14 protein-coding genes are annotated in these 18,888 nt (G+C 51.5%); 11 read left to right on the forward strand and 3 right to left on the reverse strand.

Features of this window, described 5'->3' with window-relative positions; genetic code table 11:
• Nucleotides 1–75: 75 nt before the first annotated feature.
• Together ACK3CJ_RS03685 and ACK3CJ_RS03690 are read right to left on the reverse strand one after the other, a co-directional pair.
• A complete protein-coding gene (locus tag ACK3CJ_RS03685; protein ID WP_409525070.1) occupies nt 76–969 on the reverse strand; it encodes a helix-turn-helix domain-containing protein in 894 nt (297 codons plus the stop codon).
• A gap of 3 nt (nt 970–972) precedes the next feature.
• Nucleotides 973–1,563 (reverse strand): ComF family protein, encoded by a 591-nt coding sequence (locus ACK3CJ_RS03690; RefSeq protein WP_409525071.1) that lies wholly within the window; start codon nt 1,561–1,563, stop codon nt 973–975.
• A gap of 341 nt (nt 1,564–1,904) precedes the next feature.
• On the opposite strand from ACK3CJ_RS03690, the gene ACK3CJ_RS03695 reads away from it, so the two are divergent.
• The 11 genes from ACK3CJ_RS03695 to ACK3CJ_RS03745 all read left to right on the forward strand — a co-directional run bounded on the left by ACK3CJ_RS03695 (nt 1,905) and on the right by ACK3CJ_RS03745 (nt 18,109).
• Nucleotides 1,905–2,135 (forward strand): hypothetical protein, encoded by a 231-nt coding sequence (locus ACK3CJ_RS03695; protein ID WP_409525072.1) that lies wholly within the window; start codon nt 1,905–1,907, stop codon nt 2,133–2,135.
• A gap of 175 nt (nt 2,136–2,310) precedes the next feature.
• Nucleotides 2,311–4,035, forward strand: a complete 1,725-nt coding sequence (locus ACK3CJ_RS03700; RefSeq protein WP_409525073.1) for a VPA1262 family N-terminal domain-containing protein — start codon at nt 2,311–2,313, stop codon at nt 4,033–4,035.
• Nucleotides 4,032–5,456: a hypothetical protein gene (locus tag ACK3CJ_RS03705; protein ID WP_409525074.1), complete on the forward strand. Its 1,425-nt coding sequence runs from the start codon at nt 4,032–4,034 to the stop codon at nt 5,454–5,456. Before ACK3CJ_RS03700 ends, ACK3CJ_RS03705 begins: the two co-directional genes overlap by 4 nt.
• Nucleotides 5,457–5,913: 457 nt before the next feature.
• Nucleotides 5,914–6,315, forward strand: coding sequence for an MbcA/ParS/Xre antitoxin family protein (locus tag ACK3CJ_RS03710; protein WP_409525075.1), 402 nt, complete (start codon nt 5,914–5,916; stop codon nt 6,313–6,315).
• Nucleotides 6,312–7,004, forward strand: coding sequence for an RES family NAD+ phosphorylase (locus ACK3CJ_RS03715; RefSeq protein ID WP_409525076.1), 693 nt, complete (start codon nt 6,312–6,314; stop codon nt 7,002–7,004). Before ACK3CJ_RS03710 ends, ACK3CJ_RS03715 begins: the two co-directional genes overlap by 4 nt.
• A 5-nt stretch (nt 7,005–7,009) precedes the next feature.
• Nucleotides 7,010–7,603, forward strand: a complete 594-nt coding sequence (locus ACK3CJ_RS03720; protein ID WP_409525077.1) for an exonuclease domain-containing protein — start codon at nt 7,010–7,012, stop codon at nt 7,601–7,603.
• On the forward strand, nt 7,600–11,931 hold the full coding sequence (locus ACK3CJ_RS03725) for an NACHT domain-containing protein (protein WP_409525078.1): 4,332 nt from the start codon (nt 7,600–7,602) through the stop codon (nt 11,929–11,931). Before ACK3CJ_RS03720 ends, ACK3CJ_RS03725 begins: the two co-directional genes overlap by 4 nt.
• Before the next feature lie 148 nt (nt 11,932–12,079).
• Nucleotides 12,080–14,788 carry an AAA domain-containing protein gene (locus tag ACK3CJ_RS03730; RefSeq protein ID WP_409525079.1) on the forward strand — a complete coding sequence of 903 codons (2,709 nt, stop codon included), beginning with the start codon at nt 12,080–12,082 and terminating at the stop codon, nt 14,786–14,788.
• Between the two features lie 485 nt (nt 14,789–15,273).
• A complete protein-coding gene (locus tag ACK3CJ_RS03735; protein WP_409525080.1) occupies nt 15,274–15,705 on the forward strand; it encodes a hypothetical protein in 432 nt (143 codons plus the stop codon).
• The gene (locus tag ACK3CJ_RS03740; RefSeq protein WP_409525081.1) at nt 15,698–17,152 is read left to right on the forward strand and encodes an RAD55 family ATPase; all 1,455 of its coding nucleotides are present in this window, start codon (nt 15,698–15,700) and stop codon (nt 17,150–17,152) included. Before ACK3CJ_RS03735 ends, ACK3CJ_RS03740 begins: the two co-directional genes overlap by 8 nt.
• Before the next feature lie 27 nt (nt 17,153–17,179).
• Nucleotides 17,180–18,109, forward strand: a complete 930-nt coding sequence (locus ACK3CJ_RS03745) for a diguanylate cyclase domain-containing protein (protein ID WP_409525082.1) — start codon at nt 17,180–17,182, stop codon at nt 18,107–18,109.
• A gap of 13 nt (nt 18,110–18,122) precedes the next feature.
• Here the strand turns inward: ACK3CJ_RS03745 and ACK3CJ_RS03750 are convergent, their stop codons facing one another.
• Nucleotides 18,123–18,830, reverse strand: a complete 708-nt coding sequence (locus ACK3CJ_RS03750; protein WP_409525083.1) for a Crp/Fnr family transcriptional regulator — start codon at nt 18,828–18,830, stop codon at nt 18,123–18,125.
• Between the last annotated feature and the right edge of the window lie 58 nt (nt 18,831–18,888).

Consider the following 18,888-nt stretch of genomic DNA (forward strand, 5'->3'; position numbering starts at 1 on the left):
TCGAGAGAACCAAATCGAGTGTCAGAGCTAACGTATTTTCGTCAAGTTTTCAAAGTTCAGGTAGTGTTAATTAAATTAACGCGAAGCCCCGCTACTGATATTTATGGAGGTATTTCTCTCCACCTGCATCTCGACATGCAGGCCCGCCATTGAAGCCATATTTACCAACGTATCTAGGCCGAAAACATCAACCTTGCCTCGCGTGAGGTCTGATATACGCGGTTGCGTGACGCCGAATACTTTAGCTGCCTGTGACTGGCTTAAATGGGCCTGCATGATGTACTCCGTTAGCGCCGACATGAGCACAGTGCGTAGTTTCACACTTTGAATTTCGGTCGTGTCCGTTGCGGCCGGATCGGCGGATAAGTCTGGTAGTAGTTCCGTGGATGTTGCTGTGGCCGCTTCATCGAGCGGAGCATCGAGAAAAAGACTCTCCTGGCTCAGGGCGGAAATTTTCGCGGTGAGGCCGATTTTTTCCTCGGCCTTGAGGCGGGCGTGATCTGACATAAAGTGCAATAGATGATCGAGACTGGACTTATCACTTATAGTCACGAATTCCTTGTTTTTGTTGACGAAAACAACAGATTTCTTCTTTTCTTTCAGAAGCTCGATAACATTGCTGAGTGTGCCAGTGCTTTTGCAGTCCCAGATCATTAGTCCGAAATCGCTGTTCCTAGCCATTTCTAGGTCTTTCGCAGTGAAGAAGGAGCGCGTGCCAGCTCGAGCTTTAGACTGAACGTGATGCACTGGCCAGTTACCAACATTGTTGCGTGGTGCTTCGCCTGTGCAATAGACCGTGACTTTGTTTGCATGATAGGAGCGTAAATACTCCTGAATGGACGTATCTGCACCATCGGCATCACCCACAACAACGTTGAAGTCCGATGAGACAATTTTGTTAATCCTTTCCTGCACCTTTTGATGCAGACGGCTGATGGATATTGATCCAGCAATGAATACAGTTGTCATGGCCTATTTCCAAGTAATTGTGGCAGCATAGATGTGATTGATCTTCCGGTAGCCACGAAGTGCTCGGCATACCGCGTCCATCGTTGCGCCTGTATCAAACAGATCATCGAGTAGTAATGCGTTCCAACGTCCTTCACCCTCAATGCATTCGTTAATACTGATCCGACCTGCCAGTGCCGCATCTTTCTCTACTCTAGTGTGTAAGTTCTTGAGTGGCGTGCTACCCGGCGGAGCAGGTGCTTTCACAATCATTCTGTCAAAAACAGGTATTCTCGTTAGTCGGCCGAGCGCGTTTGCCAGTTCATTTACCGGTTGCCTGGCGCGAACGGTCGAAGCCGGCATAGGGATAATCAAACCGATTTCATCGAACAAGGGCAGCAGGGTAGTTTGTACCTGCGCTGCGAGCGGTTCGACCTGATTCCAATCGTTTCGATACTTGAGCTGATAAAGAGCCTCTCCTGGTTCCGAGCGAGTGGTGTCGTAGCGGGCATGACCCCATTCATCGTCACCTAGATAAACGCTCGAAAGGGTGTGCTTATGAAGGGCAAACCCTCGATCCCAGATACCTTCAATCTTCTTAATGTGGACTTCCATGCAAGGTTCTCCTTCGGGAATGAGCTTTCGCCCAGCATGAGCTAGGAATGCTGATTGAATCATACAAAATTTTGTATTATCATGCAAGGAGTCCATCTAGGGCATGTTTTTGAAGCTGGCCCTACAGATGGCCCTCGACGACCACGGGGATAGCCATGAGCGGCAGCGCCAGGTCATCAATACTGACGAGCTGGCCGGGTGCAGCCCGACCCCAGGTGAAAGGGATCTGGGTCGAGGGTCAGCCAAACTGGGACCGCGAAGCAGGGTACGTTCGTGGAGGACGCCATTACGGAAGCCGAAGCACTGGCTGCCAGCCAGGATTAACGTCAGGAGCAAAGAGCATGACGAAGCTGTCCTTGGATAACCAGGCCGAGCCGTTATTCATCACTCAGGAAATCGAGGCGGAGCTGATTTCGACGGGCTACGAGTTCGAGCCGCCGCCCATTGCCTGCGCGGTGCGTCTGTGTGACGTGTTGGAGGGTATGAGCGATGCCGAGTTGGCATTGCAGCCGGGCGAGATCGCCGACCAGGAGCGCGAGCGCCGGCAGAACAAGCAATTTTTAGCCCGATGAACCGAATATGGTATTTTTTATGGCATGAAGTGAACGTTCAAGCGAATGCGGTACCGATACCATGTCAGGTCATAGTGAATGTCAGTGCCAGAATTCTCATTCCTACCTGAATAGCATCTGATGAGGAATTAGGCGCCCATAGCAAAAAAGCGGTTGCATAAACAAGGGGAGCGCAATGCCTTGGGGTATTACAGAACACATCAACCACCTGCAAAAGCTGCTAGTTCCTGGTGCCATCGGCAACTACAATAGCTTCGAAGTAACGGAGATATTTGGCCTCCACGAAGATAGACCGGGGCAGATAACGAACTTCATGAGCCTCCTGGTTGCGGAGCCAAGTGACCCGCCAGTAGGCCCTCCTACCAAGCCAGACATACTCAATGGCAAGAAGCGCATTGAGTTGCGTGAAACACCATGGAAGTTCGGCATCGCGCGCTATCGGGTGTCTACGCAACAAGTTCTACAGGCGCTTCAGAATTTCAGCACCACTGGTGAGTGGAAGCCTGGCGCTTCAGCATTGAAAGTCGGCTCGCTTACGCCGATTCCACCACAATTTGTGCCTGCTGACACAGCGCTTCCACACCCATGGAACGGTGTTCTCAAGAATAACTTCTGGGAAGGCTCCCATGTCCTTGAGCTTTTCGATGGCCTGAAAACAGATGTGAAATTTCTCTTGGATGAGCCAAAGCTTCTCAAGCAACTGGCAGCGGACCTAAGGCCCTTCGTAAAGATGGGCATTGATGGTCTGTCTGACCGGCTTGGAAATGTTCTCATCCAACTGCCCGTGACCGTCGTGACGACAAAGGTTTCAAGCTCCCCAAGCGGGGATTTTCTTTTACAGCCCATCTGGCACAACGCCACGCCCGCGCGACAGCTAAGAGTGTCATGCGAGAAGTATGAAGACACAACCGTGGAGGGATACGGCTCCGAAGATGTCACTGGTTCACTAGCGAATTTCCCGCTTCACTCACCCGGAGGCGGAGCTCGATACGTTCTATGGGATGACCAGAATCAATTAGTGCTTGGCGCATCCGCGCGAACTTCGTTCATTACGAGCATCAGCATGAACGTCCATGCTGTAGGGGAAAGCATCAGCCCCCGGGACTTCTATCTTCCATCGCCAAATGGAGGACTGGAGTTGGTATCCGTCCCGCTCATTGAAGAACGGTCTCCAAACATTATCGGAACCCCAACAGCCAATCCGCGTGAGCCATGGCGGGAAAACAGAGTCTTCAGAGATAGCCTAAAGAGCATCCGGGATCGGAAGGAATTCATTCAGTACGGAGGGAACTCGGGCGCCGGCACGGACGATGCATTCAAGGACATTCGCGCACTACTTCGAATGCATGGCAGGACTGGTGCGTGGTTGTGGGACCCATATCTTGATGCCAAAGACGTTCTTGCTACGCTCTTCCACTGCCCACACAAAGGTGCTGACTTGCGCGCACTCACGGCTGGCGCGGAACCTCCGGTGGCAAAGGATAAGGAAAAGTTATCCGAAGCCGTCGCTTTTTGCCAAAGGGTTGAGATATGGCTTCGCAGTCACCCCCTTGCAGGCAGGGTAGGGTTGAAGCCACAGTCTGCACCGCCTCCCAAACAATCTTGGCAAGATAAACAACTTGAGACCTTCACGAACTTGAAGGGCAACTGCAAAGACCTGCAGTTAGAGTTCCGCATACGCGAAGGCAGCGCTGGCTGGCCGTTTCATGACCGTTTTTTGATTTTCCCCTCTGACATCGGGCCGGCAACAGCGTGGTCCCTTGGAACATCGGTCAACAGTTTTGGCCAGAAGCACCACATCCTTCAAAAGGTCGCCGATGGCGAGCTGATTCGGCAAGCGTTTCTGGACCTTTGGGACGAACTGAGCGGTAGCGACTATCTCGTATGGAGCACGCCATGAACCCGGCTGCAATGAGCCTTGCCCAGGCCCGCTTCCAAGCTGCCCTGACCCCGGGTGCCTCTACGGCTCCGTTTGCCCTGAGCCAATTACTCGCTCAACTCAGCACGGGCTCTCAGTCGCCAGCCGTTGACGCCGAACCTATCGGTCACAGCACTGGCGACGAGTTCCCATTCCTACCCTACATGTTTGCAATGGGGACACCTCCTGATGCTGCTGCATCTGCAGCATGGGAGGCAGCAATACGGTGGTTGCTGAGTGCATTGCGTAACTGGGATGCCAGCGAAGCAAGTTCGCTCAACCAGCTTCGCGCGCTGCTTGGTGCCATAACGGCACTAGATGCAAACCTGGCAGGGCTCTCCAGTGTTGCCGCTCAAGTCGCGTCAAGCCACCTGATTGCGGGGTTACGGCACTTCATAGAGCGTACCGACGTAGGCCCTGGGTTCAATGAGCGGCGATTTCCAGAACTCCGTCAGCAAATCGAATCCTTGGCCAGCGGTGGCAACCTTGAGCGGTTGTGGTACATGGTCCCGCACATGAACATCTTCCCGTCGCCAGATTTTTGGGCGGCAGTAGTAATCATGTACAACGCCGAACCTGCTGAGCTTACCGCCATTATTGAGAGGCGAAATGACGTTCTTTTTTCGCTCATGATTTGCAGCGTGCTCGGCACGCAAGCCATAGTCCTTGCATCCAAGGTCAATAACCTAGTTTTCAAATTCGTTAGCGTTGCAGATTCGTGGCAAGACCGCTCGGCCGGCCCCAGCCAAAGCACCCAGAGCGCGCTGCAGGCTTTGCTACTTCAAGTTGCACAGACATCGGCCGCAGACTGGGCTGCGTGGATGCAAGCGTTGTTCAAGGTTCCTGGTCACAACCCATCCCTGGATGCCGCCTTAGGGGCGGTACTTCAACAACTGTCCCAAGCGCATTGGACAGCATTCTTCAAGGCGCTTTCGCTCAATTACTCACACCGAGCAGCAGCGCCAGTTGCAAATATCCTTAGCCCTCTGGCAAAGTCGCCCGACGCGGGGGGGAAGGCTTTGATATGGGCCACCGCTCATCAAGTCTGGTCTGGCTGGGGCTACGGCAAGCATGAAGGTGATAGAGCAATGTTTGCCCCTGCCCCTGCCGCCTGCGCCTTAGACTTTCCCGTGGCCATGTATTACGCATCAATGCAAAGCGACGAGCGTTCAGTAGAGGAAAGCAAGCTACATGAAGCCATCGAGACGGTGGAACAAGAATGGTTTAACTCCGTCACGGAATTGGTGACTGAGAGAAACAGGCTCAAATCCCGTCTACGCCTTGTGCAGCATGGGACTGCACTGGCAAATGGGAGTGACCAGGCGCTGCCGCCCCCGATTCAGCCGGATGCGGACCATTACGCCGAGACAAGGTATCACTACCATGACGTGAATATCTTTTGAACCGCTTTTGGGTAGTCGCTCTTTCCGGCAAAGAGCCTCAGTCGATAGGGAGATGACGTGCTACTTAAGGTGGTGCTGGCGTGAATATTCCGAGCATGGTATTTCACATGGTATTTGCATAAAGAATTTTTATAAAACTTTGATTTGTATGTGATTTACTCTGTAATAGATCATTAGTGGGAGTGAGCTTCAGCTCTATAACGTTTGATAAAAAACCGCCGAAAGGCGGTTTTTTATTGGGCAAGGTGAAAGTGCTCGAGAGGAGAGGCTGGTTTCCCTAATTCTTCTAAAGTACTCATTCACGAGTAGCGACAGGCAACATTCACTTTCGCGTGGCGAGCTATGCGGACACCTGCAAAATAAGTATCTCCAAGTCAGTTGACTGTAATGTTACAGCCTAATAGACTGTATTTAAGCACTGTAAAGATACAGTATTAATGCTACTCAGGAGGTCATCATGATCGCTCAAGCCGAACAACTGCTGCAGCGTGGCTCCAGTGTCACCAGTTCATTGCTGCCGGCGATTTTCAATATCTTCAGCCAATGGCGCCTCACTGGTATCCAACAGATGATGCTATTGGGACTCAGTAACGAGAAGACCCTTTACAACTGGAAGAGCCAACCTGAGAAGGCCAAGCTGACACGAGACTTGTTGGAGCGGGCCAGCTACATTTTGGGGATCTATAAATCCCTGCAGATCCTGTTGCCCGATCAGCTATTGGCTGACCAGTGGCTGCTCACACCGAATGACAATCCGCTGTTCAATGGCACGGCTCCTCTGGATCGGTTGCTGGCAGGGCAGGTGGTCGACCTGGCTGTGGTCAGGGATTTTCTTGATGCCCAGCGGGGTGGCTGGTGATTGAGATAGAGATGCTGCCCAAGAGCGAAGTCACTGAAACGGTCTATCGGGTCATACTGTCGCGCTACCCGCAGATTCACCTGTTTGAGCGTGTCTCCAACCCACAGGATTGGGATGTGCTCTATGCCGTCGAGTCCCTGACCAACCCCAGGCTGCGCGATGAAGTGGGTGACATTCGTTTGGTACCCCCTGAAGACCGAGTCTATGGAGATGGCGCCTCCTGGATCATGGCTGCTTTTACTCACCCGCCAGTCGATGGCCTCGGCAGTCGCTTTAACCGGGATTTCGGCATCTATTACTGCGCTGCCGATGAGGTAGTCGCCATCGCCGAATCCTCTTTCCACCGGGCGCGTTTTCTGCGGGAATCCCGAATCGACAAGACCACTCAGGAGATGCGCGTTATCCGTGCACAGCTGGGGCCGACAATCCTTCACGATGTAAGGGACTTGGTCGGGCATGCCATTTACCATTCTGATGACTACAATGAAGCGCAGCAGCTCGGTTACGCGTTACGTGATGCCAAAAGTTTCGGTATTCACTACCAGAGCGTGAGAGCGCAAGGGGAATGCTTCGGAGTGATGCGTGCCCCAGCTATCTCCAATGCGATCCATTGGCGTTATCTGTGCTACCACTATGACCAAGGAGCGATTGTTGATGTTGAATCACTTGATGGTAGTGGCAGGAGGTGATGGCAATGTATAAAGAGCTACTGTGGATATTCACCCAATTGCCGGACGATTACATCGTCCTCGATACCGAAACCACAGGACTCCCTGACGAAATCGGCCTGCCGGATATAGTGACACTTGGCATCACTGTGGTGAGAAGTCGAGAGATAGCCGAATCAGTCGAATTTAAAACACGGCCACAAAAACACATTTCAGAAGAAGCGCAGTCGATACACGGTATTACCAACGAACAGGCCGCTGAATTCGAATCTTTCGAAGCCCAGTGGGACCAGATCGCGGAATACCTAAAAGAACAACTGATTGTCATCCACAACGCCAGTTTTGACTGGCCGATCCTCCTGGATCACGCCGATCGATACGACTTGCCCATGCCACCAATGAAAGGTGTTTTTTGCAGTCAGACAGCCACTATTCCCTGGGGGGAGGAGATGAAACTCCCACACAGCCACAGAGGACCGTCGCTGGATACCTTAACTGAATATTTCGGCGTTGAAAATTTAAGAGCCAAGGACGCAGGATTGCATGGGGCGAAGATAGATAGTCAGCAAACGGCTCGAGTGGTGGAGGCCATGCGGCAAGTCGGCGGTGCCTCGATATGAGTTACGGCGCGGTTCCACTTGAGCGCCGCTTCTCTCTGGTGCGCGAATCCAACGCTGACTCTGACGAGCAAGATTTTCGTTCATTTTTTAGTGAATTGAAGCGCACTGGTTGGCCCGAACTTGAGAAGGAGTTTCGCTGCGTTATCTTGGCCGAAGCAGGGGCGGGAAAAACCTTCGAGATGGAAGCTCGCGCAAAGCATATAGAGACGCTAGGCCTGGCAGCGTTCTTCATCCGGATAGAAGATATTGAAGATGGCTTTGAGGCCGCATTTGAAGTTGGTAGCGTGAATGTTTTTGAAAATTGGTTGAGCTCTCAGGAGGAGGCTTGGTTCTTCCTTGATTCCGTCGACGAGGCCCGGCTGGAGAATTCACGAGCTTTCGAGAAGGCAATTAAGCGCTTTTCTGCACGGATCAAATCGGCTGACCAACGAGCGCGCATTTTCATCTCCAGCCGTCCTTATGCATGGCGAGCTCGTTCGGATCGAGAACTGGTGGAGCGCTACCTGCCTTTTATAAAACCGAAATCAGAGGAAACGGGCGACAGAGATGTCGTCTTCGAAGACGTCAACGCTGATGAGCCGGTTGAATTGGAGAGTGCTCTTCGTGTATACCTGCTTGATCCACTTGATGAAAGCGGAATTCGTAGTTTCGCTGGTCATCGTGGAGCACCACAGGTAGATAAATTAATTCTCGAACTCCTACGCGCGAACTTGATGTCGATGGCAGCGAGGCCGTTTGATCTCGAAGGCATCCTTGCCAAGTGGAGCGCCGACCAAACGCTCGATGGGCGGCTCGAGTTGCTACAACACAATATCGATCTTCGATTAAAAGAAATTGATCCGGATCGTGCACGACGCCAACCGCTCAACCGTGAGAAAGCGAGGCGTGGCGCACGTGTACTTGCTGCCGCAGTCATTCTGACAGGTGAGCCTGGTATTCGTGTTCCAGATTCAACCAACCCCGACAAAGGTATTGATGCGGAAGCTATTCTGAGTGATTGGGAGCCGATAGAGGTCCAGACATTGCTTGAGCGCGGAATCTTCAATGATGTGCTTTATGGCATTGTGCGATTCCGACACCGGGAAATACGAGAGCTGCTCGCCGCGGAATGGATCAGCGATCAATTAAAAAACGGCTCCTTTCGGTACGCAACAGAGGCTTTGTTCTTTCGTGAACAATATGGCCACTCTGTCATCACGCCTCGCCTGCGACCGATATTGCCTTGGCTGATCCTGTTTGACGATGAGATTCGTCATAAAGCGCTGGGAATTGCGCCTGAAGTTGCGGTCGAAGGAGGGGACGCCGCGCAACTACCCTTTGTTGAACGGCAAGCACTCCTTAACGACATTGTCAGGCGGATCGCCGAGAATCAGGATGACCATTCGGCGCGCGACAATGGCGCGATAGCCCGAATTGCCCAGCCAGACCTGAGTAGTGACGTACTTCGTCTTATTGCTGACCATCGAGGCAATGACGACGCGATTTTTTTCTTGGGCAGATTGGTTTGGCAAGGTGAAATGACGGAGTGTGTGCCTGCCTTGTCTTGGATCGCCACCGACCCAGCGCGGGGCATCTATGCTCGTATCGCGGCGACACGTGCCGTGATGACCGGTGGTACCCGGGATCAAAGATGCCACCTGTGGGAGCAACTGATTGCGTCGACAGAAGTGCTGCCACGCCAGGTTTTCGCTGAGGTTTTGAAGAATGCTGAGGCAGATATGGTCTCGGTCGACTTTCTGCTCGCTTCAGTTGCCAAGTTAGAAGCGTATGAACGATACAAAGCCACGGGGTTGGGTCAGGCCCTCCATGGTTTCATCGGTCGTTTGCCGATATATAGTTCTGTAGGTGTGTTGGGGCCTTTGGCGGCATTAGTAAGAGGCTTGAATGATTATCTTGAGCGAGAGCCCTATATCGAACGTCAAGAATGCCATGTCTCGAAGGAGTTCTCGTGGTTGCTAGGTCCTGCCACCCATGCTGTCGAACGGTTGGTTTCCGCGCGATCCGAAACAGCGCTTTCATCGGAAGCGCTTTCGGTCATGCTGAAAGTACCAGTAGCGCGGTTCTGGCGGGGTGACGACTTCGACGAATATAAAAGTCGCCTCTATGAAATCGTACCCGCCTGGAGCAAACTAAATGATGCGCTGTTTTGGCGAAGCGTTGACGAAGCTAGGAACAGGCTCGAAGAAAAGAAGTCTGAGCGTTTGATTGATGACTGGTCTGTGCAATTGATTGGGCATTACTGGAAGTTCGGGGCCAATCGGTTTCACGATGTACTGGGGTTTATTGCGACTTGTGATTTTCTGGACGACAAGTTGGTTGCTCTGTCGCTTGCCCACCGTCTTTTCATGTTGGCTGATAAGCCTGGCGACTGGTCGAGCCAGCTTAAGCTGGCAGTCGAGGCGAACTCCTATATGGAGGAGCGTCTCAACACTCTCTTGAAACCGATGAAGCCTCAAAGCACCCTGAAATGGGAAGAAAGGGAGGCTCAACGAGAGGAGAAGCAAAGGAAGAAGCAGGAAACTCGTGACAGGAGTCGTGCGGAGTGGATCGAATACCTGAAGGCAGCCCCGGAGATTGTTCGTTATCCGTCAGGGTTGAGACCGGACGAGTTCAGCCAAGACCAATATAGGTTGTTAGTTGAGATTGAAGGTGCTGATCTTCTAACAAGTCGTGTAGGTGGAGCTAACTGGAAAGCGTTGATTCCCGAATTTGGCGAGGATGTCGCGCGAGCCTACCGGGATGCTGCGATGTCTCATTGGCGAAACTTTATTCCTGGACTTCTATCCGAGGGGCACGACACCAGTTCAATCCCTTATTCGCTGTTTTTTGCGATGGCCGGCCTTGAAATTGAGGCGGCTGAAGTTGATCACTTTCCGTCAAACCTGACCGAAGCAGAGGTTACTCATGCGCTTCGATTCTTTGTTCGGGAGCTTAATGGTTTTCCATTCTGGCTTGAGAAACTCCATCATGCCCACCCAAATCTGACCATGGACGCTATTCTCACGGAGTTGCACTGGGAGCTTGCGTATACCGAAGCAGATCGGCCTATGCACTACATTCTGCATGATTTGGTCTACTATTCGTCTTGGCTGCATCAGTACCTAGCCCCATCAATTACCGTTTGGCTGGAGCAAAACGAGATTCTGAATCAAGATACACTCCGTTACTGTATCCATATTTTGCTGAGCGGCTGTGGCGATAGTGAAACAGTCGCAAAACTGGCTAGGTTAAAAATTGAAAGTAATGTAGTTAGCGAGCAGTTGGCAGTTTGGTATGCACTCTGGGTTGATCTTGAAGCAGAGGAGGCGATCCCAGCTGTAGAGCATTGGTTGTCGAGCCTATCAGAGAAAGAGGTATCGAAGGAAGCTCAGCTATTTATAACGAGATTGATGGGTTCGCAGCTATCCTCCAGCACTGCCCTTGGTCGGGGCAGCTTTCGCAATGTCAAACATCTCAAGGCCCTTTACATCCTCATGCATCGGTATATTCGAGCACAGGACGATATTGAACGTGCGGGTAAAGGTTTGTATTCGCCAGAGTTACGTGACGATGCGCAAGATGGACGTGATGCTCTTTTCAGACAGCTGTCCGAAATCCCCGGGAAAGAGACTTTCATCGCGCTTGCTGAGCTTGCGAAGGATCATCCGGATGCCAGCTATCGGCCCTGGATGCAGAAGCTTGCCTACAAGCGAGCCGAAGAAGATGCCGATTTAGAACCATGGTCGGCGCAACAGGTGCGGGATTATGACCAGCATCAAGCTAGAACACCGACGACACATCGGCAACTCTTCGATCTTACCGTTGATCGGTTGATTGATTTGAAGGCTTGGATCGAACTCGGTAATGACAGCCCGTACAAAACCTGGCAAAGAGCCGAAAGTGAAACCGAAATGCGGAACCTGGTGGCTGGTTGGTTGAATGCTAGGTCCTCCGGGCGCTACACCTGTGTCCAAGAAAACGAGTTGCCGAACAGGCAGAGACCAGATATCTGGACTCAAAATGCACGTGTGCCTTCTCCGGTTCCTATTGAGCTTAAGTTGCTTGATAAAGGCTGGTCGGGCCCGAAGCTCTGTGAGCGGTTGAGAAATCAACTCGTTGGCGACTATTTGCGTGAAGAGACTGCGGGTTGCGGTGTGATGCTTTTGATTTGGCAGGGTCAGTCTACTCAATCTCACTGGCAGATCGGTGATCTGCGGGTTGGCCTGGCGGGGCTTGAAGATGCACTCAGGTCTTACTGGGACTCTGTCGCTAACAATTTCCCCGGCGTTGTTGCAATTGAAGTAATCATGATCGACCTTACGGTTAGAGATACGAAGTCGGATAGCTGAGTCCGCATCAGCGGAGTTGACTGAAAATGAACATCTAAGTTAAAAAGAGACTGAGCCAACACGGAAAGATCTGGGTGTTCACATTCACCAGAATCGGTGTTTAGATAAATCAGAGTACGCAACTGCCACACGCAAACACAGGAGGTGTATGGTTTCCATCTGGGTGAGCGGTGAAGATAAAACCAGACAAATCAGTGGTTGGGAAATATGGTGGGGAGACCAAAGGGGCGAGTTGATGCTGACTTGCCGCTTTCCTTCCGGCAAGTTTTACCACCGCCCACTCAGCGATTGCAAAATTGAACCAACCGAAGTGGTGCAGCGGCAGCTCCTCTCTATAGATGGGGGGGTAAGCTTCAGTGCCACCGATAGAGTGACAATATATGGCGGTAAGTATGCGGCTGTTCAGTATTGTGGCAATCAAAAAATCTATGTAATGAGCGCGAATAGTATTGCGTTCAGCCCAGAGACAACGATCAAGGACGAGGCGGTATTCAGCTATTTTGTGCGCGTGGCAAATGCGCGGGTAGATCAGGCACCACTGAAAGACAAGCCAATAGCCGAAAATGTGCTGCGTCAACTGGAGGCGGTGCTTCCTCACGAAGGCACCGCACTGTATGCATACTGTACTGGACAGAACCATACACGTAAGCCGACAGTAGGTTTTATATACCCTTTTGGTGTCAATGAAAGTCAGCTCAAGGCAGTTGAGCAAGCCTTCACCTCGCAAATCAGCCTAATTGAAGGCCCCCCAGGCACAGGTAAAACTCAGACGATATTGAACATCATCTCCAATATTGTGTTGCGTGGCAAAACAGTCGCTATCCTGTCCAATAACAACTCTGCAGTGGAAAACGTCTACGAAAAGTTAGGTAAGGCTGACCTGGGTTATCTGGTTGCGAAACTGGGCAGTGCAGATAATAGAAAGACCTTCTTCGGTAATGTACTTGCCGTACCATCAGGAATCCCCTCGTCTGCGCCTTCCATGGAGCAAATTCAAGCTGTTCTCCAGAAATTGAAGGTGTATCTGCATGCTCAGAATGAGGTGGCGCGGCTACAGGCCGAGATTGACGAATTGGCCATAGAACATCGTTATCTGCTGCAATGGCACCGCGAAAATATAGAGGTGGAGCCTGTCCCTTTGGATAAATACAGCCTGTCTCCAAGACAATCCTCGGACTTGATGGCTTATTTGGCTCATCTTGCCGAGAATCGCATCAGACTCAAGGACAGGATCAAGCTGCTGCTAAATTTCAAGATCCTGCGTATGGCGCCGTTCAATGATTGGGAGAAGCGCAAGTCAGTGATCTATGCCTTGCAGCTTCACTATTACGAGAAAGCGCTACGGGATAAGGAATCAGAGTTAGCCGCTTATCGGGAAGTCTTAGAACACGGCAACTTCAAGGCATTGCTGGATGATCTGGTCGCCGGGTCGATGCTATATCTAAAACATCACCTTCATAAGCATCTCCCTCCTCAGGAAAAGTTCGGTTCGGATAGTTACCGCAAGAAATTCGGTGTGTTTGTAAAGCATTTTCCGATTATTGGCAGCAGCACGCATTCCATTATCAATTCGATTGGCAAAGGTGCGATTTTCGACTATGTCATCATTGACGAAGCCTCGCAGCAAGACATTATTCCTGGAATACTGTCGTTGGGCTGTGCCAAAAACTTGGTTATCGTCGGCGACAGAAAGCAACTCCCTCATATTCCGATAAAATTGGCCATAGCCCCGCCTGCTGATTTCTACGATTGTGAAAAATACAGCTTGCTTGATTCCTGCATTGGTGTCTTTAGCAGTTCGATACCCATGACGCTATTGAAAGAACATTACCGCTGCCATCCCAGAATCATCCAGTTCTGCAATCAGCAGTTTTACGACAATCAACTGATTCCAATGACAAAAGATGCAGGTGAAGAATCGTTGAAGTTACTGGTTACCGCCAAAGGAAACCACACGAGGAAGAACTCGAATCGGAGGGAGTTGGATTCACTGCTTGAAACGCTCAAATGGGATGGAGAAAGTGACTGGGATGAAGAAAACAGTAGGGGGTTCATCACTCCTTACAATGCGCAGGTCCGGCTTTCTCAGGCATGTTTACCAACTGATTTTGTCACAAATACAGTGCACAAGTTTCAGGGCAGGGAGTGTGATGAGATTGTCTTTTCCACTGTGTTGGATAAAAAACAAAGAAGCCAGAGAGATTTGAGGTTTGTGGATGACCCTCACTTGGTTAATGTTGCGGTATCAAGGGCCAAGAATACGTTCACCCTTGTGACTGGTGACGATGTCTTTGCCGCGAACAACGGGCATGTCGCTGCGTTGGTCCGCTACATAGAATACTACGCGGATGAAAAACAGGTACATCGCGCTCCTGTCGTGTCAGCCTTCGATCTGCTCTACACAGAATATGATCAATCCCTAGAAAGGCTCAACGCAAAATTGAGGCCAACTGATTCGCGATACAAATCTGAGCAGATTGCGGCACAGATACTGCGTGATACATTGTCCCTAGAAGCATATCGGGCGATTACGTTCCATTCACAGATTGTTCTGAACCAGTTGGCTTCTTCGGCCAACGAGGCATTGACGTTGCGAGAACTCGATTTTATGAGAAACCGAGCCAGTTGCGATTTTGTGTTGTATTTCAAAGTGGGAAAAACGCCGCTGGCCGTGATCGAGGTAGATGGCGGATCCCATGGTGATGCGCGTCAGGCTGAGCGGGATGCATTGAAAAATAGCATCCTGAGAAAAAGCGGGCTTCCCCTTCTACGATTACAAACTGTCGAGAGTCACATCGAAGAAAAAATCGAGGCGTTTTTATCTCAGTGGGCAAGCAGGGCTGCTGCTGAAGAGTAAACGGAGTTTAAATACTGCTTTAAGTTCCGTACAGCAAGAGCTGCATCGGGTAGGGGAAATGTTTCAGCGAACGTCAGTTGAATGAGTGTACAGTCAGCTCTGAAAGCGCAGGCGGTTCGTATTCGGTAAATCTACAATCAGCCGATTGGTCGCAGGGTCTGGCTGAAAGAATAATATTTGAACTGTACTGGTTTCGGGGTGTCTGTAAAATTCTAATGCTGCTTTAAGTTGTAAGTTGCCGATCGGGTGTTTGTATCGAAATGGCAGGCAAAAATAAAGGCACCTTAAGACTATCATGAACATGAATTCCGCCGTACCATGAATGGTATCGGTGGATTCGTCTGATTAATAAACGCACAGCGGTTTCAAGGAGGAACGATGAATATGGCATATCTGCTTTCTCATCCTGGCGTCATTACGCCAGACGCACGTTTGTACCTCTCATATTCTGCTCCTCCTGGCTGTTGTCTGCTGAGCGCACTCTGATGGAAGACCCTTCTCTGCTGCGTCAGCAAATCATAGCCAGCATCCTGACGCAGCAGCCTGAAAACGTTGCGGATGTCGCAATGATTCATTGGGAAAAACTGGCCAACGAGATTGTATCGGTCGTTGGTGAGGATGGTTTCAAATCGCTGTACGAGCGAACTTTTCACCTGACAAAAAACACTTTTCCCTGGCTCACCCCCAGCTCTGCGACACTTCAGCCTCTCCAGAATAACCACCGCTTTGTAGAGTTGGGGGCGCTTCTTGCGAGTCAAACACCGGCTGATGCCTGCGCAGCTCACCGTCTGCTGCTGACCATATTTACCGACATCCTGGCTTCGCTGATTGGTGAACAATTGACGTCCAATATATTACGTGCGGCCTGGGGCGATCTTGCTTCAGTCACGTCCAGCAAGGAGCTCGACAATGAGTAACAAGGTCACGATACGTCGCCTGCCAACGGGTGTTCCGGGTCTCGACGATCTGTTGGGTGGCGGCCTGCCGGAGTTCTCGTTCAATCTGATTGCTGGCACGCCGGGAAGCGGAAAAACAACGCTTGCCCATCAGATGATGTTCTCGCTGGCCGCGCCGGATTACCGGGCGCTGTTCTTTACCGTGCTCGGGGAGCCAACCCTGAAGATGCTTCGGTACCAGCAGCAATTTTCATTTTTCGATCACAGTAAAATGAACCAGTCGATTCGCTTCGTCAACCTGGCGACTGAGCTTCTGGAGGGTAATTTCGACCGTGTCCTGGCGCGCATTGCTGCCGAGGTGAAGGAGTTTGAACCCAGTCTGGTATTTGTCGATTCATTTCGATCCCTCGTGCAGTCAGTCCGCTCCGAAGAGCAGAATGTGCCTGATCTGCAGCGCTTTGTGCAACAGCTCGGCATGCAGATGACCAGTTGGCAGGCCACTACCTTCATGATCGGCGAATATCTGGGCCCAGAATCCGAATCGAGTCCAGTCTTTACCGTGGCGGACGGCATTCTTTGGCTGTCACAAAACATGCGTCGCAACTCCATGGTGCGCAAAATGCAGGTGGTCAAGATGCGTGGCCAGGCTCAGGCACCCGGCTTGCATACCTTCCGCATCAGTGATGCGGGCCTCCAGGTTTTTCCCCGGGCGATCATCGAACCGGCAGACGTGGTTGGACAACTCGCCGCTGGTAGTCCTGAGCGAATCTCCATGGGGGTCGCAGGCCTGGATGAAATGCTGGGTGGTGGCTTGCCGGCCGGTTATTCGCTGCTTGCAGTCGGTCCCTCGGGTTCCGGGAAAACCATACTGGCGACGTCATTCCTGGCCGAAGGAGCGCGTCGTGGAGAAGCTGGTGTGATCGCGGCGTTCGAAAAAAGTCCGAGCCAATTGCTGAACACCCGGTTACATGCGTTGGTTAATACCGGGCAGGTGGGTGTAATCAATACGCGCTCGCTGGATTTGTCGATTGATGAAATCCTGCATGACATGATTGAGATGATTGATCGTATGCAGGCCAAGCGCGTTGTGATTGATTCGTTGTCGGGTTTCGAACTGGCATTGGCCCCAGAGTTCAGCGAAGATTTTCGCGGCTCCCTATATCGAATGGTAGCTGAACTGACCAGTAAAGGGGTGAGTATTCTGATGACCTCGGAGCTGGAAGATCGCTACACCGATCTGCGTTTCAGCCCGTTTGGCAGTGCATTTCTTGCTGATGCGATTCTGGTGCAGCGCTATGTCGAAATCGGGGGGCAGTTCAAGCGTATCTTCTCGGTGGTCAAGGTGCGTGGCAGCGACCACAGTAAGGATATTCGACTATTCGATATCAACAACGATGGCATTGTGATTGGTGAATGCCTGTCCGACTATAGCGGTTTGATGACCGGGTACCCCAGGACTAATCCCTAGCTGGAGCAACCTGAGCGGAGGATATACATGAGCAGCGATGGCAAGGATGATGCTTCCGGTTCTGGTGTGGAAAAGAAAACGGACGACGCCAGAGATTACTCTGTGCGGGTCCGAAGCATAGGCAGACGGCGTCGGGACCGTACCGCATGTGCTGATAATGAGACTTTAGTTGGCCGCAGACAGATAGCTGAGGCGCGAGAGCAAGCCGCGAATCAGCGAGAAAACGTAGCCGGTCAACGAGAGGGCGTGGTGTTGGAGCGCGAAGTGCGTGCTGCCGCGCGAGAGAACGAGATACGCAGTACAGAGGCACTGCAGTCGACAATGGCTGATCAGATGATCCGACTGCAGCAAGCCAATGCGAACCTGGTCGTCGCGTCCATCGAAGCACAAAAATTGGCGGAACAGATACAGATTGCGAAGATCAAACTGGATCACCTGGCGCATCATGATACGCTCACTGGCTTGCCCAACCGAATCCTGTTGTATGACAGGCTCGCACAAGCCATTTCTGCGTCACAACGTTCCGGTAATCTGTTTGCGGTGCTGTTTATGGATCTGGATGGCTTTAAGCACATTAACGATTCACTGGGGCATAGCGTCGGTGATCAATTGTTGCAGTCGGTGGGTAAGCGCCTGTTGGGCTGTGTGCGCCAGTCGGACACGATCAGTCGTCATGGTGGAGATGAGTTCGTGGCGTTGCTGATCGACATCGATCACCCGCAGGTTGTAGCGCTGTCTGTACAAAAAATGCTTGAGGCAATTGCGCTACCGCACCATCTTGAACGGCATGATCTGAGTATCAGTGTGAGCATCGGTATCAGCATTTTTCCGGGTGACGGCATGAATGCAGAAACGCTTATAAAAAATTCAGATACAGCGATGTATCATGCGAAAGGCAAGGGGCGTAAAACATATGCATTCTTTGATCAGGAGATGACAGCCCGTATCCTTGTATGACAGTAGGTTTGAACTACTCCATGCTCTCTTGGTAGCTCGCATTGTCTATCGCGTAGCAACCGCATGATGCGGCTTCCAACCCTTTGCGGTCGAGAATTGTGATAGTGCCGCGGTTATAGCAGATCAGTTTTCGTTTCTGTAGCGATGTCGCTGCTTTGGTGATCCCAACACGGCGCACGCCAAGCATCTGGGCCAGGAATTCGTGAGTGGCATGGAAGGTGTTTGAATGTGCTCGGTCCTGCGTCATCAGAAGGCAGCGCGCAAGACGTGCTTCCACTCTGTGAAAATGCGCGCAGAGTGCGGTTTGTGCGAGCTGAGTCATCATTACATAGAGATAACGCTTCAGTTGTCGTTGCAATGGCGGGCTGGCTTTGAGCTCACGCCGAAAAGCTGCAGTACTCATGCGTAGCGCTAATCCTTTACCCCGCACAACGGCTCTCAGTGGTGAAACGTCCATGCCGAGCACCAGAGAAGTTCCGAGCATACCCTCGTCTCCCACGAGCCCAACTTCTATGCCACCTCGATTATCAAGTGATGTGACCAGAGAGATGAAGCTATCCGTGGGGAAGTAGACGTGGCGCATGCGCTCGCCGGGTTCGGCCAGTATTTCAGCGAACGCCAGTTGAATGGGTGTACAGCCTGCCAGAAAGCGCAGGCGGTTTTTGTGCGGTAAAGCTGCGATCAGCCGGTTGGTCGCAGGGACGGGCTGAGATAATGGCATTTGAACTGTCCTGGTTTCGGGGTGTCTGTAAATTCATCCATGTTTATCTGGTTGTAGA

Source organism: Nitrincola salilacus, assembly GCF_046271865.1.
Classification (GTDB): domain Bacteria; phylum Pseudomonadota; class Gammaproteobacteria; order Pseudomonadales; family Balneatricaceae; genus Nitrincola; species Nitrincola salilacus.